The organism is Tsuneonella aeria (assembly GCF_009827495.1).
GTDB lineage: Bacteria > Pseudomonadota > Alphaproteobacteria > Sphingomonadales > Sphingomonadaceae > Tsuneonella > Tsuneonella aeria.
On sequence record NZ_WTZA01000001.1, the window covers coordinates 1,500,001 to 1,522,798 of the forward strand.

The 22,798-nt window shown below is 67.6% G+C and carries 26 protein-coding genes (1 of these 26 cut by a window edge); 12 read left to right on the forward strand and 14 right to left on the reverse strand.

Annotated elements, in window-relative coordinates; genetic code table 11:
• On the forward strand, positions 1-417 hold the 3' portion of the coding sequence (locus GRI40_RS07395; protein ID WP_237489019.1) for a lipopolysaccharide biosynthesis protein. Its footprint begins 1,080 nt before the window's first position; 417 of the gene's 1,497 nt are visible here — the last part of the coding sequence; its start codon lies off the left edge, out of view; the stop codon is at positions 415-417.
• Between the two features lie 3 nt (positions 418-420).
• Here GRI40_RS07395 and GRI40_RS07400 read toward each other — a convergent pair whose 3' ends face one another.
• Positions 421-1,245 carry a glycosyltransferase gene (locus tag GRI40_RS07400; RefSeq protein ID WP_337190518.1) on the reverse strand — a complete coding sequence of 275 codons (825 nt, stop codon included), beginning with the start codon at positions 1,243-1,245 and terminating at the stop codon, positions 421-423.
• A gap of 201 nt (positions 1,246-1,446) precedes the next feature.
• Between GRI40_RS07400 and GRI40_RS07405 the strand changes: the two genes are divergently transcribed.
• Entirely contained in the window at positions 1,447-3,279 is a 1,833-nt protein-coding gene (locus GRI40_RS07405; protein ID WP_160610731.1) for an ABCB family ABC transporter ATP-binding protein/permease, read from the forward strand.
• A gap of 10 nt (positions 3,280-3,289) precedes the next feature.
• Here GRI40_RS07405 and GRI40_RS07410 read toward each other — a convergent pair whose 3' ends face one another.
• The 6 genes from GRI40_RS07410 to GRI40_RS07435 all read right to left on the reverse strand — a co-directional run bounded on the left by GRI40_RS07410 (position 3,290) and on the right by GRI40_RS07435 (position 10,261).
• Positions 3,290-3,688 carry a GFA family protein gene (locus GRI40_RS07410; protein ID WP_160610732.1) on the reverse strand — a complete coding sequence of 133 codons (399 nt, stop codon included), beginning with the start codon at positions 3,686-3,688 and terminating at the stop codon, positions 3,290-3,292.
• 85 nt (positions 3,689-3,773) lie between these two features.
• A complete protein-coding gene (locus GRI40_RS07415; protein WP_160610733.1) occupies positions 3,774-6,599 on the reverse strand; it encodes a M16 family metallopeptidase in 2,826 nt (941 codons plus the stop codon).
• 123 nt (positions 6,600-6,722) lie between these two features.
• Positions 6,723-8,036: an ATP-dependent protease ATPase subunit HslU gene (gene hslU / locus GRI40_RS07420; RefSeq protein ID WP_160610734.1), complete on the reverse strand. Its 1,314-nt coding sequence runs from the start codon at positions 8,034-8,036 to the stop codon at positions 6,723-6,725.
• 31 nt (positions 8,037-8,067) lie between these two features.
• Positions 8,068-9,135 carry an acyltransferase family protein gene (locus GRI40_RS07425; protein ID WP_160610735.1) on the reverse strand — a complete coding sequence of 356 codons (1,068 nt, stop codon included), beginning with the start codon at positions 9,133-9,135 and terminating at the stop codon, positions 8,068-8,070.
• Between the two features lie 25 nt (positions 9,136-9,160).
• On the reverse strand, positions 9,161-9,739 hold the full coding sequence (gene hslV, locus GRI40_RS07430; protein ID WP_160610736.1) for an ATP-dependent protease subunit HslV: 579 nt from the start codon (positions 9,737-9,739) through the stop codon (positions 9,161-9,163).
• Positions 9,740-9,793: 54 nt separating this feature from the next.
• Positions 9,794-10,261: an outer membrane protein assembly factor BamE gene (locus GRI40_RS07435; RefSeq protein WP_237489020.1), complete on the reverse strand. Its 468-nt coding sequence runs from the start codon at positions 10,259-10,261 to the stop codon at positions 9,794-9,796.
• Between the two features lie 144 nt (positions 10,262-10,405).
• Here GRI40_RS07435 and GRI40_RS07440 point away from each other — a divergent pair, with 144 nt between their 5' ends.
• From GRI40_RS07440 to GRI40_RS07450, 3 genes are read left to right on the forward strand one after another with little or no spacing between them, the layout of a single operon-like run.
• Complete coding sequence (locus GRI40_RS07440) at positions 10,406-10,927, forward strand: ubiquinol-cytochrome C chaperone family protein (protein WP_202390154.1); 522 nt, start codon at positions 10,406-10,408, stop codon at positions 10,925-10,927.
• Positions 10,924-11,460: a YceD family protein gene (locus tag GRI40_RS07445; protein WP_160610738.1), complete on the forward strand. Its 537-nt coding sequence runs from the start codon at positions 10,924-10,926 to the stop codon at positions 11,458-11,460. The genes GRI40_RS07440 and GRI40_RS07445 overlap by 4 nt, the downstream gene beginning before the upstream one ends.
• Positions 11,457-11,933 carry a hypothetical protein gene (locus tag GRI40_RS07450; RefSeq protein WP_160610739.1) on the forward strand — a complete coding sequence of 159 codons (477 nt, stop codon included), beginning with the start codon at positions 11,457-11,459 and terminating at the stop codon, positions 11,931-11,933. The genes GRI40_RS07445 and GRI40_RS07450 overlap by 4 nt, the downstream gene beginning before the upstream one ends.
• Before the next feature lie 7 nt (positions 11,934-11,940).
• Here GRI40_RS07450 and ssb read toward each other — a convergent pair whose 3' ends face one another.
• From ssb to GRI40_RS07475, 5 genes are all read right to left on the reverse strand, one after another.
• Positions 11,941-12,468: a single-stranded DNA-binding protein gene (gene ssb / locus GRI40_RS07455; protein ID WP_160610740.1), complete on the reverse strand. Its 528-nt coding sequence runs from the start codon at positions 12,466-12,468 to the stop codon at positions 11,941-11,943.
• Positions 12,469-12,639: 171 nt separating this feature from the next.
• Positions 12,640-14,478 (reverse strand): ferrous iron transporter B, encoded by a 1,839-nt coding sequence (gene feoB / locus GRI40_RS07460; protein WP_160610741.1) that lies wholly within the window; start codon positions 14,476-14,478, stop codon positions 12,640-12,642.
• 43 nt (positions 14,479-14,521) lie between these two features.
• On the reverse strand, positions 14,522-14,761 hold the full coding sequence (locus GRI40_RS07465; protein WP_160610742.1) for a FeoA family protein: 240 nt from the start codon (positions 14,759-14,761) through the stop codon (positions 14,522-14,524).
• 51 nt (positions 14,762-14,812) lie between these two features.
• Positions 14,813-15,478: a COQ9 family protein gene (locus GRI40_RS07470; RefSeq protein ID WP_160610743.1), complete on the reverse strand. Its 666-nt coding sequence runs from the start codon at positions 15,476-15,478 to the stop codon at positions 14,813-14,815.
• The gene (locus GRI40_RS07475; protein ID WP_160610744.1) at positions 15,478-16,107 is read right to left on the reverse strand and encodes an ankyrin repeat domain-containing protein; all 630 of its coding nucleotides are present in this window, start codon (positions 16,105-16,107) and stop codon (positions 15,478-15,480) included. The genes GRI40_RS07470 and GRI40_RS07475 overlap by 1 nt, the downstream gene beginning before the upstream one ends.
• Before the next feature lie 82 nt (positions 16,108-16,189).
• Here GRI40_RS07475 and GRI40_RS07480 point away from each other — a divergent pair, with 82 nt between their 5' ends.
• From GRI40_RS07480 to GRI40_RS07500, 6 genes are read left to right on the forward strand one after another with little or no spacing between them, the layout of a single operon-like run.
• The gene (locus tag GRI40_RS07480) at positions 16,190-16,801 is read left to right on the forward strand and encodes an SCO family protein (protein ID WP_237489021.1); all 612 of its coding nucleotides are present in this window, start codon (positions 16,190-16,192) and stop codon (positions 16,799-16,801) included.
• The gene (locus GRI40_RS07485; protein ID WP_160610745.1) at positions 16,789-17,256 is read left to right on the forward strand and encodes a YcgN family cysteine cluster protein; all 468 of its coding nucleotides are present in this window, start codon (positions 16,789-16,791) and stop codon (positions 17,254-17,256) included. The genes GRI40_RS07480 and GRI40_RS07485 overlap by 13 nt, the downstream gene beginning before the upstream one ends.
• Positions 17,253-17,975: a YgjP-like metallopeptidase domain-containing protein gene (locus tag GRI40_RS07490; RefSeq protein WP_160610746.1), complete on the forward strand. Its 723-nt coding sequence runs from the start codon at positions 17,253-17,255 to the stop codon at positions 17,973-17,975. Before GRI40_RS07485 ends, GRI40_RS07490 begins: the two co-directional genes overlap by 4 nt.
• A gap of 38 nt (positions 17,976-18,013) precedes the next feature.
• Positions 18,014-18,574, forward strand: coding sequence for a hypothetical protein (locus GRI40_RS13680; RefSeq protein WP_202390156.1), 561 nt, complete (start codon positions 18,014-18,016; stop codon positions 18,572-18,574).
• Positions 18,555-19,541 (forward strand): bifunctional diaminohydroxyphosphoribosylaminopyrimidine deaminase/5-amino-6-(5-phosphoribosylamino)uracil reductase RibD, encoded by a 987-nt coding sequence (gene ribD / locus GRI40_RS07495; RefSeq protein ID WP_337190519.1) that lies wholly within the window; start codon positions 18,555-18,557, stop codon positions 19,539-19,541. The genes GRI40_RS13680 and ribD overlap by 20 nt, the downstream gene beginning before the upstream one ends.
• Positions 19,541-20,158, forward strand: coding sequence for a riboflavin synthase (locus GRI40_RS07500; protein ID WP_160610747.1), 618 nt, complete (start codon positions 19,541-19,543; stop codon positions 20,156-20,158). Before ribD ends, GRI40_RS07500 begins: the two co-directional genes overlap by 1 nt.
• 6 nt (positions 20,159-20,164) lie before the next feature.
• On the opposite strand, the gene dut is transcribed toward GRI40_RS07500, so the two are convergent.
• Together dut and GRI40_RS07510 are read right to left on the reverse strand one after the other, a co-directional pair.
• Positions 20,165-20,626, reverse strand: a complete 462-nt coding sequence (gene dut, locus GRI40_RS07505; RefSeq protein ID WP_160610748.1) for a dUTP diphosphatase — start codon at positions 20,624-20,626, stop codon at positions 20,165-20,167.
• Positions 20,619-22,217 (reverse strand): bifunctional phosphopantothenoylcysteine decarboxylase/phosphopantothenate synthase, encoded by a 1,599-nt coding sequence (locus tag GRI40_RS07510; RefSeq protein ID WP_160610749.1) that lies wholly within the window; start codon positions 22,215-22,217, stop codon positions 20,619-20,621. Before GRI40_RS07510 ends, dut begins: the two co-directional genes overlap by 8 nt.
• Positions 22,218-22,407: 190 nt before the next feature.
• Here GRI40_RS07510 and GRI40_RS07515 point away from each other — a divergent pair, with 190 nt between their 5' ends.
• Positions 22,408-22,791, forward strand: a complete 384-nt coding sequence (locus GRI40_RS07515) for a hypothetical protein (RefSeq protein WP_160610750.1) — start codon at positions 22,408-22,410, stop codon at positions 22,789-22,791.
• Positions 22,792-22,798: the final 7 nt, after the last annotated feature.

Here is a 22,798-nt window from a genome sequence, read left to right on the forward strand (position 1 = left end):
ACCAACGGGATGGGTCGCCCCCGGATCTACCTTGCGACCAATCTGATGGGGGCGATCATCTTTCCCGTCCTGTTCTTGATCGGCGCACGGTCGGGCACGCAGGGGCTCGTCCAGGCCTGGTGGATCGCGTCGCCGGCGCTGCTCGCTTTCACCTATGCTCTCACCTTGCCGGCGATCCACGTCAGGTGGAGCGAGCTCGCGCGGACGCTGGCCCCCGCCCTCGCCTCGACCGCGATCATGGGCATGACCGTCTATGCCGCCCGCAGCGTGCTGCCGCCCCTGCCAGCTGTCGCGGAGCTGGCGGCGCTCGCGGCGATTGGGGTGAGCACGTATCTCGCGGCGCTCCTGCTGCTTGCCCGCGATGCGCTCCGCGAAACCGCCGAGTTCCTCCTGCGGCGGGAAGTCAGCCCGGCCTGACCTTCAGGCGGGGAGGCTTTCCTGCCGCATCTGGCGCAGAGCCTGGCGGTCGAACCAGCGCCACCGCCATCCGCGCCCCGGCACTGCACGGTCGAGTTCTTCCCGGTAGAGGGCCGACAGTTGGCGCGGCAGGCCGACCGGGCCCGGACCGCGCATGATCCGGCTTATGATCGCGTTCTGGCGGTGCCGGACGCTGTAGGCGATCATGCGGCGATACTGCATTCTGATCTGCGCCGGCCGCCACGAAACAGGGTCGCAGCGGAAGCCCGCTTCGACGCAGGGCACGATGCGCGCATCCACCCAGCAGTCCTCGTTGCCGAGATCGGTCTTCGCCAGCGCGCCGATCAGCGAATCGTCGCCCACCAGATCTTCCGGCAGCCTTATGCCCGCCTGCCGCATCCGCTCCACGAAAGTGCCGCGCAACGCATAGAGGTCGCCGAACAGCCCGTGCGACGCGATCATCTCGGCGCGGTACCGTTCGGCGCGGCGGCCGTTGAGCGGCATGCCGGCTGCGGCATTGGCACCGGGATTGCGCGCCAGCGCCAGGGAGAGCGCCTCGACGGAGCCGGCGGCGACTTGCGCATCGCCATCGACGAAGACGAATGTTTCGATATCGCGCGGCGCTTCTTCGAGCACGAAACGGTTCCAGCTCCGCGCCTTGCCGCCCCGGGGGTATTCCCGCACGTCCACGTCGCGCCTGCTCCGGGCGATGGCCGCGGTGCTGTCGGTCGAGCCGTTGACCACGCAATGGATGGAGATGCCCTCCGCGCGCGGCAGGGCGTCCAGGCACCGCGCGATGCGGCGCGCTTCGTTGTGCGCCAGGACCACGACCGCAATGCGTGGGCTGCGCGGTGGGCCTTACCGCTATCGGTCACGATGCCGCCTTTCGCGCGCGACGACGGCATTTGCCAGCGCGCTGCGGGCAGTGTGCTGGAACGGGTCAGCCTGCCATCGGGCTGTTAGCGATCCTCGAAGGGCGCAATTGCTGCACCATTGCCCTTGGCGGGCCGGTTGCCCACATGGACGCAGATGCCGCCCGACGCCCCACCAGATACCGACATCCAGAGATACGACGGGTGGGCCACGCTTCGCCGGTTCTCCCCCTATCTCTGGCCCGATAATCGCCCCGATCTGCGCCTGCGGATCGCGGCGGCGCTGCTCCTGGTTGTCCTGGCCAAGGGCCTGACGCTGGCGACGCCGCTGGCGATGAAGACGATCGTCGACACGATGGCTGCGGGCGGCAACGAAGGCCTGTGGGTCGCGATGTCGTTCGTCATCGCCTTCGTCGCAGCGCGGTTCCTCAGCACCGCTTTCGATAACACGCGCAACATCGTGTTCGAGCGCGTCGGGCAGGAGGCGACGCAGCACCTTGCCGAAGACACGTTCGCCCGGCTCCACCAGCTGAGCCTGCGCTTCCATCTGGGCCGCCGCACGGGCGAGGTGACCAAGACCATCGAGCGCGGAACCAAGAGCATCGATTCGATGCTCTATTTCCTGCTGTTCAACATCGCGCCGACGGTGCTGGAACTGATCGCGGTGGCGGCGATCTTCTACACCCTGTTCGGGTTCGAGCTTGTTCTCGCCACCGCCGTGACCGTCGCCATCTACATCGCGGCGACCCGCTGGATCACCGAATGGCGGACCGAGCTCCGCCGCAAGATGAACGATCTCGACGGCATGGCCCTGTCGCGCGCGGTCGATTCCCTATTGAATTACGAGACGGTCAAATACTTCGGCGCCGAAGAGCGGGAGCGCGAGCGTTACGGACGGGCGGCACAGGCCTATGCGCAGGCGGCCGTCAGGTCGGAGAACTCCCTTGGCGTGCTGAACATCGTCCAGGCCGTGATCATGAACGCCCTGATGCTGTTCGCGCTGGGCTTCACGGTCTGGCAGTGGAGCCGGGGGCTGCTGTCGGTGGGCGACCTGGTTGCCGTCCAGACCTACCTGACGCAGCTGTTCCGTCCGCTCGACATGCTGGGCATGGTCTATCGGACCATTCGCCAGGGCCTGATCGACATGGCCGCGATGTTCCGGCTGATCGACACCGAGGTGGAGGTCGCCGACACGCCCGGCGCCCCGGCCCTGGTCGTCAGGCGTCCCACGGTCGCGTTCGAAGACGTCGTGTTCGGTTACGACCCCGACCGCACGATCCTTCACGGATTGAGCTTCGAAGTGCCCGCCGGCGCGCACGTCGCCATTGTCGGCCCTTCGGGTGCCGGAAAGAGCACGATCGCGCGGCTGCTGTTCCGGTTCTACGATCCCTGGTCGGGTCGGGTCCTGATCGACGGGCAGGATATTTCCGCCGTAACCCAGGAATCGCTGCGCGCCGCGATCGGCATCGTTCCGCAGGACAGCGTCCTGTTCAACGACACGATCGGCTACAACATCGGCTACGGCCGCCCGCATTCCCAAGGGCCCGCGCTGCACGACGATATCGTGCGCGGCGCACGCGACGCGGCGATCCTGCCCTTCATCGAAGCGCTGCCCCATGGCTTCGACACCGAAGTCGGGGAACGGGGGCTGAAACTGTCGGGCGTGGAGAAACAGCGCGTGGCGATCGCCCGCACGCTGGTGAAGGACCCGCCGATCCTCATCCTCGACGAGGCGACAAGCGCGCTCGATTCGCGCACCGAGCAGGGGATTCTGGATACCCTGCACCGGGTCAGCAAGGACCGCACCAGCCTGTCGATCGCGCACCGGCTGTCGACCGTGGCCGACGCCGACAGCATCCTGGTGATGGATCACGGCCGCCTGGCCGAACAGGGAACGCACCAAGCCCTGCTGCGGCGCGGCGGTCTCTACGCGGAGATGTGGTCACGCCAGCAGGCCGAACGCGACCGGAACCTGGAGGCGGCCGAATAACCGGGCGCCCCTACCCGCCGGGAAAGCGGTCGAACTGCGGCAGGTCCGCCAGGGTCCGCTCCCACGACAAGGCATCGGCTATCTGGATATGGGCTTGCGGCGGGCATGCCTCGGCATCGTCCAGGGTGACCGCCTGGATATCGACGATCCCCGGCAACATCGCCTCGTTAAAATAGAACAGGCCCGTGCCGCAGCTGCCGCAAAAGTGGCGTTCCCCGTGCTCGGACGATTGATAGGTGGCGGGCTGGCCTTTCTCTATCGTCAGCGCGTTCTTGTCGAACGCGGCCCAGGGCACCATCAGGGCGCCGGCGGATCGGCGGCAGTCCTGGCAGTGGCATACGGCGTTATGGTGCATCTCGCCTTCGACCGAGTAACGCACCGCGCCGCAATGGCATCCTCCGCTGGGCATTCGCCGTCTCCTTCGGTGTGAAGACAAAGCGTATCACCCTGCCCGGCGATCGCCAATCGCGATGCCGGGCAGAATGGAATGCGTCTCAGCCGCCCGTCGCCGTCAGGGAAGCGCTGTCGAGGTTGAGGTCGCTCGCCTTGATGACCGTCACGTTCGGGCGAATTTTCTTCAGGTCATCGAGGAACGCGGCCGCGTTGCCGACGATGACGACGGAGGCCTTGTCCGGCGTAACCAGCCGGCTGGCCACATCCGCGGCTGCCGTGGGCGAAACTGCGGAAAGGCGTTCCGCGAACCGCGCCGCTTCGCCGGGCTCGATGCCCTGCAATACCAAGCCGGCAACGATCGAGTTGAAGCCGGAGCTGCTTTCCAGCGCGCGGGTGTACGACCCCCCGAGGAACAGGCGCCGTTTTTCGAGCGCGTCGGCATCGGCCGGCGCGGTGCCCAGTGCCCCGAACTGGTCGAGGATGATCTGCGTCACCTCGTCCGCGCTTTCGTTCTTGGTCTGCGCGCTGGCCGTGAGGATCGATTCGTCCGCTCGGCTGCCGAACGAACTGTACGATCCGTAGCTGAGGCCGCGCTTGGTGCGCACTTCGTTGAACAGGCGCCCGTTCGAACCGGCGCCGAGCACGGAGTTGGCGAGCACCAGCGGATAGTAATCGGAGCTACCGCGCGCCGGTGCGCGAACGCCCGCCAGCACGGCGGCCTGCCCCGCCTCGGGCATGTCGATCACGATCGTCTGCACAGGGCGATTGGCCCCCGCGGGGTCGGCCGGGGCGACACCCGCCGGCCGGGCTTCCTGCCAGTTACCGAACAGCTGCTCGGCCACGGAGCGCGCCTGGGCGGGCGCGATACCGCCGCTGACGACGATCTTGGCCGTCTTCGGATGCCACCAGCTCCGGCGCCAATCGGCAAGGTCGGATTGATCGATGCGCGGAAGCGAATTCACCGTCGTCACGGCGCCATAGGCGGAATCGCCATAGAACACGCGGTCCGCGACCATGCCGGCCAGCGAACCCGGGTCCTTCAGCGCGACCTGGAGGCTGTCGATCGTCCGCTTGCGTTCGCGGTCGAGCTCTTCCTGCGGGAAGCTGGCGTTCTTGATGACGTCGGCCAGGATTTCGCCCGCCGCCGCGAGGTTGGCGGTCGGCGCGGTCAGGCTGAAGAACGTGCCGTCGACGCCCGGGGTCGCCCCCATCTGCGCGCCCAGGCTTTCCAGCGCGGCCGCGATCTGGGTCGCGCTGCGGGTTGGCGTGCCCTTGTCCGCAAGGATCGACGCCATCGAGGCGAGGCCCGACTTGCCCGCAGGATCGGTCGACGTGCCGCCCGGCAGGATGACCGTCATCGTGGCGATCGGCACGGTCCCGGTCTGCGCGGTGACAAGGGGGATGCCGTTGCCCAGCTTCGCCTGGCTCAATGCCGCGCGCTGGACCTGCGGCGCCACGCCCGGAGCGGGAGGGGCGACGCGCGTGGCCTCGTCGTTCAGCTTAGCAGGTTCACCCTTGGCCGGCGGAACGCTGGCAAACGTCGGCATCGGGACGGGATTTGCGTAGCTTTCGGGATTGTCCGGTCCGGCTTCGTAGCGCCAGTTCACCACACTCTGCGGCGTCAGGTACGTGCGTGCCACGCGCTGCACGTCGGCGGCAGATACCTTGCGAATCCGGTCGAGGCGGATGTCGGCCGCGCGCGGATCGCCGCTCACCACCAGCGCTTCGCCCAGTTCGAACGCGCGGCCCGTGACGGTTTCCCGGCGGCGCAAGGCGGATGCCATGAGTTCGTTCTTGGCCTCCGACAGTTCGGCAGCCGTTACGCCGCCGTCACGCACCCGCTCGAACTCACTGGCGATCGTGGCGGCGACATCGGCCTTGTCGGCTGCGGGATTGAGGATGGCGAAGGCCGCGAAGTAGCCGCCTTCCTCGCTGGAATTGACCGCCTGGCTGTAAGACACCGCCTTGCCGGTGCGCACCAGCGCCTGGTGCATGCGGGAATTGTCGCCTTGTGACAGCACTGCGTCCAGCACCTCGATCGCAGCAGTGTCGGGGTGGGCGGCGCCGGGAATCTTCCACAGCGAACCGCTCACCGGCAAGGGCACGTTGGGTGCCGTGGCGACCAGTTCACGCGGCGCCATCCGCTGCGGCTCCCTGGCCGTGATCGCCAGGGGAATCTTGTTCGCGCGCGGCGGGATGGCGGCGAAGTACTTGTCGACCATCGAACGCAGGCGCGCTTCGTCGAAATTGCCGGCCACGATCAGGGTCGCGGTATCCGGTCCGTAATATGCCTGGTGGAAAGCGCGCGCATCGTCGAGCGTCGCCGAATCAAGCTGTTCCAGGCTGCCGATCCCCGGCCGGCGCTGCGGCAAGACGTCGAAACCGTTTTCGGCCAGGACCATGCGGATGCGGCCGTAAGGCGGCGCAAGGATACGCTGGCGCAGTTCCTCCTTCACCACCGCTCGTTCGTTCTCGAACACCTCGTTATCGACCACCGGGCGGGCCATCCGCTCCGCGTGCGTCCACAGCAGCGTTTCGAGATACTGGGCCGGCACGGTCTCGTAATAATTCGTGCGGTCGTCGCTGTTGGACGCGTTGCGCGTGCCGCCGACATCCTCGGTCAACCGGTTGACCATGTTGTAGGGCATATTCTCCGTCTTGCGGCTCAGGATATGCTCGAACAAATGGGAGAAACCGCTCCGGCCCTGCGGGTCGTGCTTCGATCCGACTTCGTACCAGACCGACGTGGTGACGCTCGCCGTCGTCGGGTCGCGCAGGGCGATCACGCGCAGCCCGTTGGGCAGCTTCCATTCGGTAAAGGCGATTTCAGGCGCGGTAATTGCGGCCGGTTGCGCGGGCGCGGCCAGCGCCGGTGTTGCACTCAGCGCAGCAAACGCCACGCCGGCGGCCAGAATCGATCGGATCATGTGCGACCTTCCCCAAGAAGTCTCAAAGGGGGGCAGCCTAGCCGACCGCCGCCCTTGCGTTCAACCGTCCCGGGGACGAACAGCCGATGCGCCCCGCCGAACGACCGGCGCGGTGCATCCGCGTCAGAGGATATACTTTGACAGGTCCGTGTCGCCCGCCAGGCCGTCGAGGCGGGTGCGGACGTATTCGGCATCGATCACCACCGTCTCGCCCTTGCGGTCCTCGGCTTCGAAGCTGATTTCTTCCAGCAGCTTCTCCATCACGGTCTGCAGGCGCCGTGCGCCGATGTTCTCCACGCTCTCGTTCACCGCCGCGGCGATGCGGGCGATCTCGCGGATGGCGTCGTCGCCCAACTGGAGCGTGACGTCCTCCGTGCCGAGCAGGGCGACATACTGCGTCACGAGGTTGGCGCGGGTTTCGCTGAGGATGCGGACGAAATCCGCCTCGGTCAGGCTCTGCAGCTCGACCCGGATGGGCAGGCGGCCCTGCAGTTCGGGCAACATGTCGCTGGGCTTGGCGACGTGGAACGCGCCGCTGGCGATGAACAGCACGTGGTCGGTCTTCATGGGGCCGTACTTCGTGCTGACGGTCGTCCCTTCGATCAGGGGGAGCAGGTCGCGCTGCACGCCTTCGCGGCTGACGCTTCCGCCGCGCACGTCGCTCACCGCGATCTTGTCGATCTCGTCCAGGAACACGATGCCGTTGCCTTCCGCATTGGCCAGGGCGGCGCGGGCGACATCGTCCTGGTCCATGCGCTTTTCGGCTTCTTCCTCCACCAGCTTGTCCCAGGCGTCGGGTACCTTGAGCTTGCGGCGCTTCAGCGCGGACTTGCCCATCGCCTTGGCCATCATGTCGGAGAGGTTGATCATGCCGACGTTGCCGCCCGCCCCGCCGAGGTCGAAAGGCATCTGCGGCGTGTCCTCGACCTCGATCTCCACCTCGACGTCGTTCATCGCGTTCTCGACGATGCGGGCGCGGAAGCTCTCGCGCGTCGCCTCGCTGGCGTTCTCGCCGACGAGCGCCTTCAGCAGGCGATCCATCGCCGCCTTGCTCGCCGCCTCGCGCACGGCTTCGCGGCGGCGGTCCTTTTCGAGCCGGATCGCGTCTTCCACCAGGTCGCGGGCGATCTGCTCCACGTCGCGGCCGACATAGCCGACTTCGGTGAACTTGGTCGCCTCGACTTTCACGAAGGGCGCTTCGGCCAGCCTCGCGAGGCGGCGGCTGATCTCGGTCTTGCCGCAGCCGGTGGGGCCGATCATCAGGATGTTCTTGGGGCTGACCTCGTCGCGCAGGTCGGGGTTCAACCGCTGCCGGCGCCAGCGATTGCGCAGCGCCACCGCGACGGCGCGCTTGGCATCGGCCTGGCCGACGATGTGGGCGTCGAGCGCGGCGACGATGGCCTTGGGGGTAAGAGCGGCGTGATTGGGTCCCGTCATGCCCGGCAATTGGGGTTCGCGGCACGCGGGTTCAAGACAGGCGCGCCGCCGCACGATTGAGCGCGGCGGTCAGCGGCCGTTCCACAACGCGATGGAAAGCAATCGACACGATCACGAGCAGCGGGAGGCCGCCCGCAAGATAGCCGATTGACCCGCCCTTCCCGCCGAGCCACCCATCGAACACCCGCATCCACGCATGGGCGAAGGGGATATGGAGCAGGTAAAGCGCGTAGCTGGCATCGCCGAGCGTGCCGGCCATGCGGCGGGCGAACCCGTGCAGCGGCCAACCCATGGCGGCGACAAAAACGAGGAGCGCCGGCAGGCCCGCCCATAGCAACCAGCCATAGCCCAGCCTGGTTTCCGGATGGGGCGCGAGGACGAACACGGCGCCCGCCATCACCAGCGCTGCAAGCCGCGCGGGCATCGGAACGGCAGGAACCGCCCTCGACACCGCGAGCCCCGCGGCAAGGCCGCCGATGAACAGCAGCATGACCGGCCGGGTCGCGGCATGCACCGCCAGCGTATCGCCCATCAGGGGCGGCGCAATCGTCACCAGCGCGACCAGCGCGGCGGCGCAGGCGATGGCGGCCCGCTTCCGGCCCAACACCAGGCATGCGCCGAAAATCGCGTAGAAGATCAGCTCGTAGAACAGGGTCCATGCCGGCCAGAGGTAGAGCGCAAAGGGCGCGGGCGATCCCGGCGGCGCGGCCAGGGGCACGAACGCCAGCGATGCCGCCACGTCCCTCACGTCGAGCGGCATCGTGAGCCACAGCGCAACCGCAACCATCACCCCGGTCGCGACCCAGTAGGGCGGCAGGACCCGCACCGCACGCCTCCGCCAGAAGGTGCCCATCCCGCGAACCGAGCCGGCCATTCTGCCGGAGGAGATCACCATCACGCACCCGGAAATCACGAAGAACAGCGCCACCGCCGCTTGCGCGAGCTGGTCCCCGCGCGGAACCAGGCCCAGCCGGTCATCCAGGAACCGCGCGAACCCGTCGTTGAGGTGCACCGCCGCAACCGTCAGCGCGGCAAGGCCCCGGAGGGCCTGGATCCACATCAGCTTGGGGGAGGCGGGCGCGCCGCCGGGCGATCTCATCACCCGAGGCTAGCGCGCTTTGGCGTCAGTCGCCAACGCTCTCCAGCGTGACCCGATCGTTGGTGAACACGCAGACATCGGCGGCCACCTGCATGGCGCGGCGCGCGATCTTTTCAGGATTCGCTTCGTAATCGGCCAGCGCCTTCGCCGCCGCGAGCGCGTAATTGCCGCCCGAACCGATCGCCGCGATACCGCCTTCAGGCTCCAGCACGTCGCCATTGCCGGTGAGCACCAGGAGCACGTCCTTGTCGGCCACGATCATCAACGCTTCGAGATTGCGCAGGTACTTGTCGGTGCGCCAGTCCTTGGCAAGCTCCACCGCCGCGCGCATGAGCTGGCCGGAATACTGTTCCAGCTTCTTTTCCAGCCGCTCGAACAGGGTGAATGCGTCGGCGGTCGCGCCGGCAAAGCCCGCGACAACCGCGCCGTCCTTGCCGATGCGGCGCACCTTGCGGGCGTTCGGCTTCATCACCGTATTGCCCATCGAGACCTGGCCGTCCCCGGCCACGACCGTGCGCCCGTCGCGCTTCACGCCGATGATGGTGGTCCCATGCCAGGGCGTGAGCCCCCAGGCGTCGCGGCTCGATCGATTGCTGTCGTCCATCGGCGCGATATGGGAGGCGCGAAAAACGCCTTCAACCCGCCGCCGCGGTTCGCGTCAGGCGCCGGGCCCGCCGCCACCGGCCGCCGGCGCACCGACCGCGCCGATATTGCCGAACAGGTCTTCGAAGAACGTGCGGTCGCGCCCCAGGGTCGGCGTGCGATCGCCATCGGGCGTGAGGAACACCACCTTGTCGAGGCCCGAGCGCTCGACACCCGCGACGTTGCCGGCCGCATCGAACGTGACCGCCAGAACCGAATGTTCGCCGATGCGCGGGCGCATGAAGGGCCGGCGCTCCGTCTGGCTGGAAACATAATACCACGTCGGGACGCCGAACTGGCTTTCGAAACTGGGGTGGCCCAGCGTCGCCTGGACGGACTGCTTGTTGTCGATGCCCGGCTGCACCGAACCGGTCAGGGTCGAATCGACGATGTAGCCCCGGCTTTCGCGGATCGACGCGCAGCCCGACACCGCCAGCGCCATCGCCGCGAGCGCGCCTGCACCCAGAAGCCGTACTGCCGTCATCGTTTTCCTCGTCTCTCGCATCGATCTTGCCGCCGCCTTAGGAGGCTGCAGGGCGGCTGGCAATCGCGCGCGCGCCGGCCGTCAAGGCGGCGCCCTGTGGCCCGGCGCTTGAATTGCCGCTGAATGCGCGCGACATGGCAGGGCATGAGCCTGCTGTCCCGCATTTTCCCGAAGGCGTTTTCCGCCGCCCCCGATCCGCGCGAGGCGCTGCGCCCCGCGTGGCACGCCGTCGTCGCCGCCGCACGCCAGCCGGAATGGTACCGCGCAGGGGTGGCCGACACGATCGACGGACGCTTTGACATGGTCACGGCCATCCTCGCCGCCGTCCTGCTGCGGCTGGAGCGGGCAGAGGGGCTGGCACAGGAGCAGGTCTATCTTACGGAACTGTTCGTCGAGGACATGGACGGCCAGCTGCGCGAATTCGGCGTGGGCGACGTCGTCGTCGGCAAGCGGGTGGGCAAGCTGATGAGCGCGCTCGGCGGCCGCTTGTCCGCCTATCGCCAGGCCGCGGCGGGTGACGCGGGGGCGATGATCGAAGCGGTGGAACGGAACATGACATTGCGGGACGATGCCGAAATAGCGCGCGTGGCCGAGGGGCTGCGCGCTTTCTCCCAGCGCCTCGAGGCAGTGCCGGAGGCCGACGTGCTGGCGGGGCGCTTCGCATGACCGCCGAACGCGCCGAAGACCCCGCGCCCGAGTTCGTCCGGATGATCCGCGCGCGGCCGGTGCCGCCCGAACACGCGGAAGTTTCGGCGAACGCGGACGAACGCGCCGCCCTCGCCCGCCGCTTCGGCGTGCGCGCGGTCGATGCCATGCGCGCCGAAGTTGACATGGCGCCCGATGGCGATGCGATCCTGGCGACGGGCGTGCTTCATGCCGAACTGACCCAGGCCTGCGCTGTCTCGGGCGAGGATTTCGCCGTCCGGCTGGAGGAACCGCTCGCCCTGCGCTTCGTGACGAAGGCGCGCGAGGTCGACCCGGAGGAAGAGGCCGAACTGCCGGCCGACGAGCCCGACGAGATCGAATACGCCGGCGACATGTTCGACCTTGGCGAAGCGGTGGCGCAAACCCTCGCCCTCGCGATCGATCCGTATGCCGAAGGGCCCGGCGCCGATGCGGCGCGGCGCGAAGCGGGCATCGTCGATGAAGATTCGCCGAAGGGTCCGCTGGCGGATGCGCTGGCCGCCTTGCGCAAGTGACCACGCCGCGGCTGGCAATCTTCCTGTCCATTTTGACGGCAGGCTGTGTGGCTGGGCATCCGGTGCGCGATGCCAGCAGCCTGCCGGGTCCGCTACCCTTCGCCGCCGTCAGGGCCGCGCCGCGCGCCGGCGAGAATCCGATTTTACTGCTCGCAGGGGTCAGCGGCAGGGTGCGCATCGACGGCCAGTGCGTCACGATCGCGCAAGCCAGCGGCGGCCTGCCAGTGCTTCCGTTATTTTACGACGGGACCACGGTTGGCCGGGATGCCGAGGGCTACTTCCTGCGCGATGGCCAGACCGGCGCGGTGTTTCGCGATGGCGACAGTTTTCATGGCGGCGGCGGGACGATGCCGATCACGGTTCTCGATCACCGCGGCAACACGCGGCGCGGCGTCCCGCCGGAATGCCGCGCGCGTGCCGATCGCGAAAATGTTCTCAGCATCAATCCGGGCATGTCGCACCTGCCCGGCTAGGCGCGGATCAGAACGGGATATCGTCGTCGAGGTCGTCGTAGTTCGAACCGCCGCCCGATGCACCGCCGGCCGCTCCGCCGGTCTGGCCCCAGCCGCCGCCCTGCTGGCCGCCGCCACTGCCTGAACCGCGGTTCCAGTCGCCGCCGCTGCCGCCCCCGCCGCGCTGGGCGCCGCCCGACCCCTGCGGGCCGTCGAGCATCGTCATCACGGCGCCCGGGCCCTGCACTACCACTTCGGTGGAATAGCGGTCGTTACCCGACTGGTCCTGCCACTTGCGCGTCTGCAGCTTGCCTTCGATGTAGACCTTGCTGCCCTTGCGCAGGTATTGTTCGGCCACGCCGACCAGCCCTTCGCCAAAGATGGCGACCGTGTGCCACTCGGTCTTTTCCTTGCGCTCGCCGGTCTGGCGGTCCTTCCAGGTTTCCGACGTGGCAACGCGGATGTTGCACACCTTGCCGCCGTTCTGGAAGCTGCGGACTTCGGGGTCGGCCCCCAGATTGCCGATGAGCATGACTTTGTTGAGTGACCCGGCCATGGAATCGCTTTCCTCTCTTGGTTGTGGCCGCGCTTAACCAACGGCTCGGGCACGCGCCAGCCCTGCCATTGGATTTGCGCACACCAGGACACGAAGCCGCACGGATCGGTGCCCGCGGCGCGGGGTGCGGGCTCTTGGCCGCCTGTCGCCCCCCGCGCGAAAACAGCCGGGCTAGAGGCCCACCGCGACCGCGATCCAGTAGGTCAGCCCGGCGAAAATGTACGCCAGCGCGAACAGGTAGGCGAGCATGAACGCCGGCCACTTCCACCCGTTCGTCTCGCGGCGCGTGACGGCGATCGTGGACAGGCACTGGGGCGCGAACACGAACCACGCCAGGAAGGCAAGCGCGGTTGGAAGGCTCCAGCGCGACGATAGTTGGCTGGCCAGGCCGGCGGCTGCCGCTTCCTCGTCCGGCGCATCGACCGCGTATGTCGTCGCAAGGCTGGCCACCGCCACCTCGCGCGCGGCCATGGCCGGGATGATCGCGAGCGCGATTTCGCGATTGAAGCCGATGGGCTCCACGATGACGGCAAGCCCCTTGCTCAGTTGGCCCGCCGCCGATGCTTCCACCTGGCTTTCGCCCGGCGCGGCGCGGGGGAAGGTCAGCAGCAGCCAGAGCACAACCGTCACGGTGAAGATTATCGTGCCCGCGCGGCGCAGGAACACCCAGGCGCGCTGCCACAGGCCGATCGCCAGGTCCTTGAGCTGCGGCATCTGGTAACGCGGCAGTTCCATGATGAAGCCGCTGGCATCGCCCTTCGCGACGGATCGCCGCAGAACCAGCGCGACGGCCATCGCCCCGAGGATGCCGGCGACGTAGAGTGCAAACAGGACGAGGCCCTGGAGGCCGATCCCGGCGCCGACCGTGGTCGCCGGAATGAAGGCGGCGATGATCACGGCGTACACCGGCAGGCGTGCCGAACAGGTCATCAGGGGCGCGATCAGGATGGTGGTCAGCCGGTCCTTCGGGTCGGCGATGCTGCGGGTGGCCATGATTCCGGGAATCGCGCAGGCGAAGCTGGAAAGCAGCGGGATGAAGCTGCGGCCGGAAAGGCCCACGCCTTGCATCATCCGGTCCATCAGATAGGCCGCCCGCGCCATATAGCCGGTCGCCTCCATCGTCAGGATGAAGGCGAACAGGATGATGATCTGCGGCAGGAACACCACGACCGATCCGACGCCGGCAAGAACGCCTTCGGTGATGAAATCGCGCACGAAACCCGCCGGCATCGCGCTGCGCACCCCGTCCGACGCAAGCACGAGCACGCCCTCCAGCGCGTCCGCAAAGGGGGTCGCCCATGCGAAAACTGCCTGGAACACCACGAACAGCAGCCCGAACAGGATGACCGGGCCCAGCCATGGGTGCAGCAGCACTTTGTCCAGGCCGGCGTGAAGGCGGTGCTGCGCGGTTTCGGAAAGCACGGCGCCCTTGGCAATGTTCTCCGCCAGCAGCCGCCGTTCCGGCAATGTCACCTGCGGACGCGGATGGGCCGTGCCATCCCGCGCCTCGGCAATCGCTGCCGCAAGTTCGGCGAGACCGCGCCGCCGCACCGCCACCGTGGGCACCACGGGCACGCCAAGGCTTTGGGCCAGCGCGGCCGGATCGATCACCAGGCCATCGCGTTCCGCAAGATCGACCATGTTGAGCGCCGCCACAGTGGGCCGGCCGAGCGCGATGACCTCCTGCGCGAATACCAGATGCTGTTCGAGGTTCGCCGCATCGAGAACGATAACGAGTACATCCGGTATCGCCTCGCTTGAGAATTCTCCTTGCACCACTTTTCGCGTCACCTCCTCGTCGGGACTGGTGGTGTCGAAGGAGTAGGCGCCCGGCAGATCGATCAATTCGATCGGTTCGCCGCTCGGCAGCGCAAGGCGCCCGGCCTTCCGCTCGACCGTCACGCCCGGGTAGTTGGCGATCTTCTGGCGGGCACCGGTGAGGGCGTTGAACAGCGCGCTCTTGCCGGCGTTCGGGTTGCCGACCAACGCGGCGACGCGCGCCGCCTTCATGGCCGCGCTCCTTGGCCATGCGGGACTGCGAGAGGGGACGCGATCACAGCGGTTCGATCTCCATGGCCGCGGCGTGGACACGCCGCACCGCGACCGTCATCCGGCCGACCATGACAGCCAGCGGATCCCGCCCGCCCAGCACGCCCCTGTGCGCCACGGCGACGCGCGCCCCTTCGTCGAGGCCGAGCGCGCGCAGGCGAGCGGCGTCTTCGCGCGGCAGGCGCGACCAATCGATCGCGACGATGCGCGCACGATGGCCGCGCTCCAATCCTTCGAGTGTCATTTCGTGCGCCTAGGGGCCCCCATCCCTAATTGCAACTGATTTGCATTAGGATCACGTGCTGGGGTAGCGCAGGCGTCCCAGGAAGCGCGCGATGCTGAACCGTTCGTCCGACGGGCGGAGCCACTGCGCCTTGGCCTTTTCGAAGCGCATGACCCCGTCGATCCGGCGATCGAGGAACGCGCGTGTATCGGCCTTCCCTTCGCTCTGGTCGTCGACAAACACCGCCAGGGTGGCGGCGTAGATCGAGGCGAGGATGGCACGCTTCGTATAGTGATTGTAGTCGGTGGCCGTATCGCCCGCGAGGCGCCACATCACGTCGGCGCTGCGCCAGCCGAGTTTGCCGGCGCGGACGAGGTTCTGCGGCATGGCCATTATGGCGAGCGCCCGGCGCGCCGCTTCCTCGCGTCCAGCGACCGCGGCGAGGCGCGCCTCCACCAGCGCGCGAATCCGGTCGCGAATTTTCATGGTGGCGAGCGTCTCCGCCGGCAGGGTTTCGGCCATGATCGTGTCAACGCCTTCGATCCAGGCGGCGATCTGGTCCATCGCGCCGCCCGGGAAAGCGAGGCGCGCCACGTCCGGATCGAGCCCGTCCATTCGTGCAGCGGAGACCAGCGCTGCATCGCTCCAGCCGTCGAAGATAGCGGCGTCGGCAATGGCCGGGGCGAGTGCCAGCCGCAGTTCGTCGAGCGTCAGGTCGGCGGCGGTCCCGGCGGCCATCAGATCGCCGGGCCGTAGAGGCCCGCGCCGCCGGCGTCCTTCCGCGTGGCGTCGGCGCGTTCGATCTCGGTCAGCATGGCTGACGCGTTGCCCATGAGCCGGGCATAATCCCGGGCGCTGCGACCCGAATTGTCGGGCCGGTCAGGATCCGCGCCGTGTGCCAGGAGCAGGCGCGCCATGGGGGCATCGCGCCGATGGATCGCGGTGATCAGCGGCGTCTCCCCGGTGTCGTTCGACACATCGGTCCGCGCGCCCTTTTTCAGCAGCTGTTCGGCGCCTTCGGTGAAACCCAGGGCGACCGCTGCCGACAGCGGGGTCACACCCTTCTTGTCGGCCGCGTTCGGATTCGCGCCGCGATCGAGCATGAAGCGGGTCCATACCGCATCACGCCGCCGGACCGTGATCAGCAGCGCCGTCTCGCCGCTGCTGCCGTCGCGCGCATTGACCAGCACCGAGCCATGTTCATTCAGAAAACGGGTCGCCTCGGTGCCATCGCGCTCCTTCACGGCCTTCAGAAAATTGAACCCGTCGGTCATCTGCGCGGCGACCGGCGTGGCGCCAAGCGCGACCGCCATGGCTGCGACGATCGCCGCGGACCGATTGCCGATGCGGAAATACGGTCCCGCCATAATCACTCAACCTCCACGTCAAAACAGATAGGCGAGGCGACACTCCAGAGGTTCGCCCTTGCCCCCCGGCAGATAGCAGACCATGAACCTGCGCGCCATGCCCCGCCTCCTCGTCATAGCCATCTCGATCGCCGCAGCCGCTGCTGTCGCCGCCTGCAATCCCGCACAGGGTGCAATGGAAGAACCGCCGCTGGCCGGCGCTGCTATCGGGGGTCCGTTCACATTGACGGACCAGAACGGCAAGGCCCGGACGTGGGACGATTTTCGCGGGCGCTACGCGGCGGTATATTTCGGCTACACGTATTGCCCGGACATTTGCCCCACCGATGTCCAACGCACGGCCCAAGGCCTTCGTCGGTTCCAGGCAGAATCGCCGGAGCTCGCCGAAAAGGTTCAGCAGATTTTCGTCAGCGTCGATCCAGCGCGCGACACACCGCAGGTGCTGCAGGAATTCACCTCCGCGTTCGGCCCCGACATTGTCGGCCTGACGGGAACGCCGGAACAGATCGATGCAGCCGCCAAGGCGTTCAAGGTGTTCCACGGGAAGGGCAAGGTCGAAGAAGGCGGCGCATACCTGGTCGACCATTCGAACATCACCTACCTGTTCGACCCGTCCGGCAAGCCGCTTGCCACTCTGCCAACGGATCAGGGGGCGGAGGCAGTTGCGCAGGAACTGGCGAAGTGGGTGCGCTGAGGGACCGATTTTGGGAGCTCCCGCTCGCCGATCTTTCGCGCGAGGAATGGGAGGCCTTGTGCGACGGATGCGGCCGCTGCTGCCTGCACAAGCTGGAGGATGAAGATACGGGCGAGATCGCGCACACCAACGTTGCTTGCAAACTGCTCGATACCTGCACCGCCCGTTGCAGCGACTATCGCCATCGCAAGGCTTACGTGCCCGATTGCCTGCGCCTGACGCCGCGTATCGTTCGTGACGTGGCGTGGCTGCCGTTGACGTGCGCCTATCGCCTGCGCGCAGAACACCGGCCCCTGCTGGATTGGCATCCATTGTTGAGCGGCGACCCCTCGTCGGTTCACACGCGCGGCCCGGGCGTTGCCGGCCGCGTGATCAGCGAGACGATGGCGGGCCCGCTGGAAGATCACATCGTCGAATGGGCAGACGCCGAAACCGGCACGGAAGAACCGGCGTGATCGGCTGGCTCGCCCGGTCGGGGGCGGACCCGGTTATCGAGGTGACGGGCCGGCTTTTGCCGATCGCGATAACGCGCAATGCGCGGGCGCGCAGGCTTACCATGCGCCTGTCCCCCGACGGTACCGCGGTCCGCCTCACTTTGCCCCGCTGGTGCCCCGAAGCGGAAGCGATCGCGTTCGTCCACGCGCGGTCCGGGTGGCTCGAAGGCCAGCTCGCCCGTGTGCCGCGCGCAGATCCGCCCGGCCCGTCGGGCATGGTTCGCTTCCGCGGCCAGACCTTCTCCATCGATTGGAACGAAGGCGCGCGCCGCAAGCCCGCCCTGCGCGGAGACGTCATCAAGCTTGGTGGACCGGCAGAGACGATTGCGCCCCGCCTGCAGCGATGGCTTGAAAGCGAGGCTTTGACCTTGATGTCCGCCGACGTGTCTCATTTCGCCGCACGTGCCGGGGTGCGCGCGCCGCCACTGCGGTTGAGCCGGGCCCAGCGGCGCTGGGGCAGCCTGTCGTCATCGGGCACCGTGCGGATCAACTGGCGCCTGATACAGGCACCGGACTCGGTGCGTCGCTCGGTAGTGGCGCACGAGATCACGCATTGCCTTCACTTCGACCACAGCCCCGCGTTTCATGCCGCGCTCGGCCGCATATTCGACGATGACCTTGCCGCCGCCGATGCCTGGCTCACGACGCATGGCCGCGGTCTCTACGCCAGCTTCGGCTAGCGGACCGGCGCGGGACGTCCTACATGGGCCAGATGCGTATGATCGAGCGGCTCAATCCCGGACCGGGAATCGCCGATTTCTGGAACGAGTTCAAAAGGCCCAATCCCTATCGTTGGCCAATCCTTGCAGGATCGGCCCTGCTCACGGGATCGCTGATGTTCATGCTAACAGATCAGGCCGTCAGCCTGAACTGGCTGGTCGGCGGCGTGCTCGCGCTGATTGGTGGAATCGCTCTGTTCGTGATGCTGGCGGAAAGGGTCCGCATCAACATCTGGGTGTTGCTGGTTGCCGGATCGATCACCGGCACGATCCTCTATCAGTTCTCTCAGGAGCGTTGGCGAATCCCGCCCAAGCCGCCGGAGGTGACGTGGATCACGACGTTTGAACCCGGGCGGACCGATGCCGAGATTATCGCATCCAATCGTGCGAACCAGGCCGAACAGGACCAGCTGGAGGCCGAGCAGCGGCAGCGGGAAGAAGAAGCGCGTGAAGCGTATCGCGCGCTCGGGCGCGCCTCCGGGCTGGATGTCGACGCGATGGAACGGGAAATCGCGCGCGAAAGGGAGCAGGACGGTCGGCGTGACGACCGGATCCGGTGACGCGCGCTGGCTCGCGGCCGCTGCCCGTCTGGCAGGGCGTGCGCGGCCACTGAGTTCTCCCAACCCCGCTGTCGGCTGCATCGTCGTTCGGGAGGGGCGCGTCGTCGGCCGAGGTTGGACGGCGGCGGGGGGCAGACCGCACGCTGAAGCTGCCGCACTCGCCATGGCCGGGGATGCCGCGCGGGGCGCGACCGTCTACGTCACGCTCGAACCATGCGCGCACCGTTCGCACCGCGGACCCGCATGCGCCGATATCCTCGCTGAGGCAGCGCCGGCGCGTGTCATCGTGGGCGTGGCCGACCCCGATCCGCGAACCGCGAGCGCGGGCCTCGATCGGCTGCGCGCTGCGGGCATCGAGGTCGTTCTGGCCGATTGTGCCACATGCGCTGACAGCCTCCGAGGCTACCTCGTTCGCGCAAACACGGGGCGCCCGCACGTTACCTTGAAATTCGCCGCGAGCCTCGATGGCTGTATCGCGCTTCCAGATGGGACCAGCCGCTGGATCACGGGGCCCGAAGCCCGTGCCCATGTGCACGCGCGCCGCGCCCGCGCCGATGCCATTCTGGTGGGAGGCGGCACCTGGCGCGCCGACGCGCCGGGGCTCGATGTCCGGTTGCCCGGCCTGGGCGACCGCTCGCCTGAACGCTATGTCCTGACCCGCGGCGCGGCGCCGGCCGGAACGCGTGCGATCGCGGAGCCTCCGGCGATCTCCGCCATGGAGGGTGTCCAGTATATTTACATTGAAGGGGGTGCTGAAACAGCCGCCGCCTTCCTGGCCGCTGACCTGGTGGACCGGATCGAAATCTACCGGGCGCCGATTATCGTTGGCGACGGGCTGCGTGCCGTGGGTGCGCTCGGCCTCAACGACCTCGTCAACGCGCATGGACGCTGGCAGCAGGTCGAAGACGCGCAGCTTGGCAGCGATCACTTTGCCGCCTATCGCCGGACGCGCGAAGGGGCCGTCTGATGTTCACTGGCATAGTCACCGCCGTCGGGACGATAGAGCAAGTCGAGCAGCGGGGAGACCTGCGCGCCCGCATCGCCTGTCCGTGGGACCCGTCCACCATTGCGATCGGAGCGTCGATCGCGTGCGCGGGGGTCTGCCTCACCGTCGTGGAGCGCGGTGGTCAGCCGGGTGCTTCCTGGTTTGCGGTCGACATATCTGCCGAGACCGTGAGCCGCACGGCGCGCGATACCTGGCGCGAAGGCGCGCGCATCAATCTGGAACCATCGCTCCGCATCGGCGACGAGCTCGGCGGGCATATCGTATCAGGCCACGTGGATGCTGTTGGCACCGTCACCGATTGGGAACCGGAAGGCGATTCCATGCGGGTGACGGTCAGCGCGCCCCGCGACCTTGCGCCTTTCATCGCCGCCAAGGGCTCGATCACCGTCGACGGCGTATCGCTGACAGTCAACGCGGTGCGCGATCAGCTCGATGGCTCGGTGCGGTTCGGACTCAATCTTATCCCGCACACGGCCGAAGTGACGACCCTCGGCGAACTGGCCCAAGGATCGCAGGTCAACCTCGAGATCGATACGGTGGCCCGGTACCTTCAGCGGCTGGAGAGCTTGCGCCGTTAAGGCTTATCACCCGAGGCGGGAATGCCCGCCGGTCGAACCGAATCCGCCAGCGCCGCGCGCCGTATCGTCGAGCCGCTCGACTTCTTCCCAGGTCGCCCGGGAGACCGGGGCGAGAACCAGCTGCGCAACACGATCGCCGCGCTCGATCAGGAACGGTTCGTCGCCGAGATTGATCAGGATTACCTTCATCTCCCCGCGATAGTCGGAATCGATCGTGCCGGGCGCGTTGGGCACCGTGATCCCATGCTTGAGTGCGAGGCCCGAGCGGGGGCGGACCTGAATCTCGAAGCCCGGTGGTATTGCCACCGCGAGGCCAGTGGCAACCGCGTGGCGCCCGCCCGGCGATATCGTCACCGTCTCTGCCGAGAGCACATCCATGCCCGCGGCACCTGCCGTGGCATAGGACGGCAAGGCCAGCCCTGCACCGTGCGGCAAGCGCACGACCGCGATCCTGGGCGCTTCACTCATCGCGCGGATCGACCTTGTCGAGTGCCGCCGCCATCCGCTCTGCGATAGCGAGCGCGACCTGGTCCTTCGGCATTTTGGGCAGATCCTCGACACCTTCTCCCGTGACGATGTGCACCGCATTCGCGTCTCCACCCATCACGCTGGCTCCCGGAGGACCCGAGACATCGTTCGCGATGATCCAGTCTGCTGCCTTGCGCTTGCGCTTCGCCTTGGCGTTCTCCACCACGTCTTCCGTCTCGGCGGCGAAACCGACCAGCAGCTTCGGCCGCTGCTTTCCCGCCGCCACTTGCGCCAGGATGTCCGGATTTTCGGTCAGGAGCAGGGCCGGTGGCGCCGAGCCGCGCTTCTTCATCTTTTCCGGCGCGTAGTGCTTGCTCCGCCAATCGGCGACTGCCGCAACCATCACGGCGGCATCGGCCGGAAGCGATTTCTTCACCACCTCGGACATCTCGCGGGCGGATTCAACGTCGACCCGGTCCACGCCGGGCGGTGTCGGCAGCGACACAGGGCCGGCCACCAGCGTTACGCGTGCGCCCAGCGCCGCCGCGGCGGCGGCGATGGCAAAGCCCTGCTTCCCGCTCGACCGATTGGCGATGTAGCGCACCGGATCGATCGGTTCGTGAGTCGGCCCTGCGGTTACCAAGACGTGGCGACCGTAGAGTGGACGGTGCCGGGGATCGATGTCGAATTCGGGCTGACCGGCGAGAGGGTTTTCCGCGAGCGCGCCGAGCGTTTCCGGACGCTGGTCACCCGCCCCGGTCACGACAGTATGGTTGAGCGCCTCGGCGTCGGTCGGCGGCGCAGCCTTGGCCTTGCCCTTGCGGGCCATGATCGGCGCTGCGAGATCGGGTTCCGCGTCCACGACGTGCGCGTCATGCGCGTGCGCCGCGCCGGCGAACATCTCTTCGCCCGCCGGCATTCGTTGCGGCGGCGCGGCGCGGGGGATCAGTGACGAAAGAAGGCTGCCAAGCTTCGCGCCGGCGGGTTCGCGATCCGGCTGTTCCTCCAGTTCGAGCTCCGCGTCGATACGCCCGACTTCGCAATCGGCCGCAATACCGAAGCGAGCGGCGATCTCGGCCCAGACCACTTCGGGGTCCGGCAACCGGCCGGGGCCGAACTCCCCGCACGCCATCGGGCCCTCGTCGGGCTCCATGACCTCGACCCCTGCTTCGCGGAGCCAGGCCACGTTTCGGCGTGTCGCTTCGTGCAGCCACATGCGCACGTTCATCGCGGGCACTGCCAGGACCGGCTTGTCGGTCGCAAGGATCAACGTAGAGGCAAGATCGTCGGCGATGCCGGCCGCCATCTTGGCAAGAAGATCCGCCGTTGCCGGACACACGACGACCAGGTCGGCTGCACGCGAGAGTTGAATATGACCCATCTCGACCTCCTCCTTGAGGTCGAAGAGATTGGTATAGACCTTGTTTTCGCTGAGCGCGGCCAGCGCCAGCGGGGTCACGAACTGGCTGCCACCTTCGGTCAGCACGCACGTGACTTCGCCCCCGCCGCGACGGATCAGGCGCACGAGTTCGCACGATTTGTAAGCCGCGATACCGCCGCCAATTACCAGCAGGACGCGTGGTCCGCTCATCCGCAGCGGCTCGCGGTTCGGCCGGGAGCCGACAGCCTCGAACATTCAACCCCTCGTGCGTCCATCCTGCCAGCCTAGCGGCAGCATACAACCCGCGCCAGTGCTAGGGTGGCGCTGGTTAAGATTGCGCTAGCGGGAACGGCGCAATCGGATAGGGTACCGGGAACTTCATCGGGGAGTCCGAACGACAATGCGCCTTGTCCTCACCGCGCTCATTTTCGTGATGGGACTGTTCTTCCTGATAATGGGCGTGAACTTCCTGGCCATGCCGCTGAGCGCGGCGGCGGGATTTGGCCTGTCGCCTGTCGGCACGGCTGGGCTAGCGGCTCTCCGCGCGGACTTCCCGGCCTTCTTCTTCGTCGGCGGTGGCGCGATGATCTTTGGCGCCTGGAAGCGTGACGGAGACCTTCTGCTGGTGCCGGCGGCCTTGTTCGGCTTCGCGCTGCTGGGCCGCTGCATCAGCGCGATTGCCGACGGGACGGAGACGGCGTTCTGGCTACCGATGATGGTCGAGGCGTCGGCCGTGATCCTGTCGCTGTTGGGAAGCCGGGTGCTTCCGCACCGGCTGACCTGACGCGCCC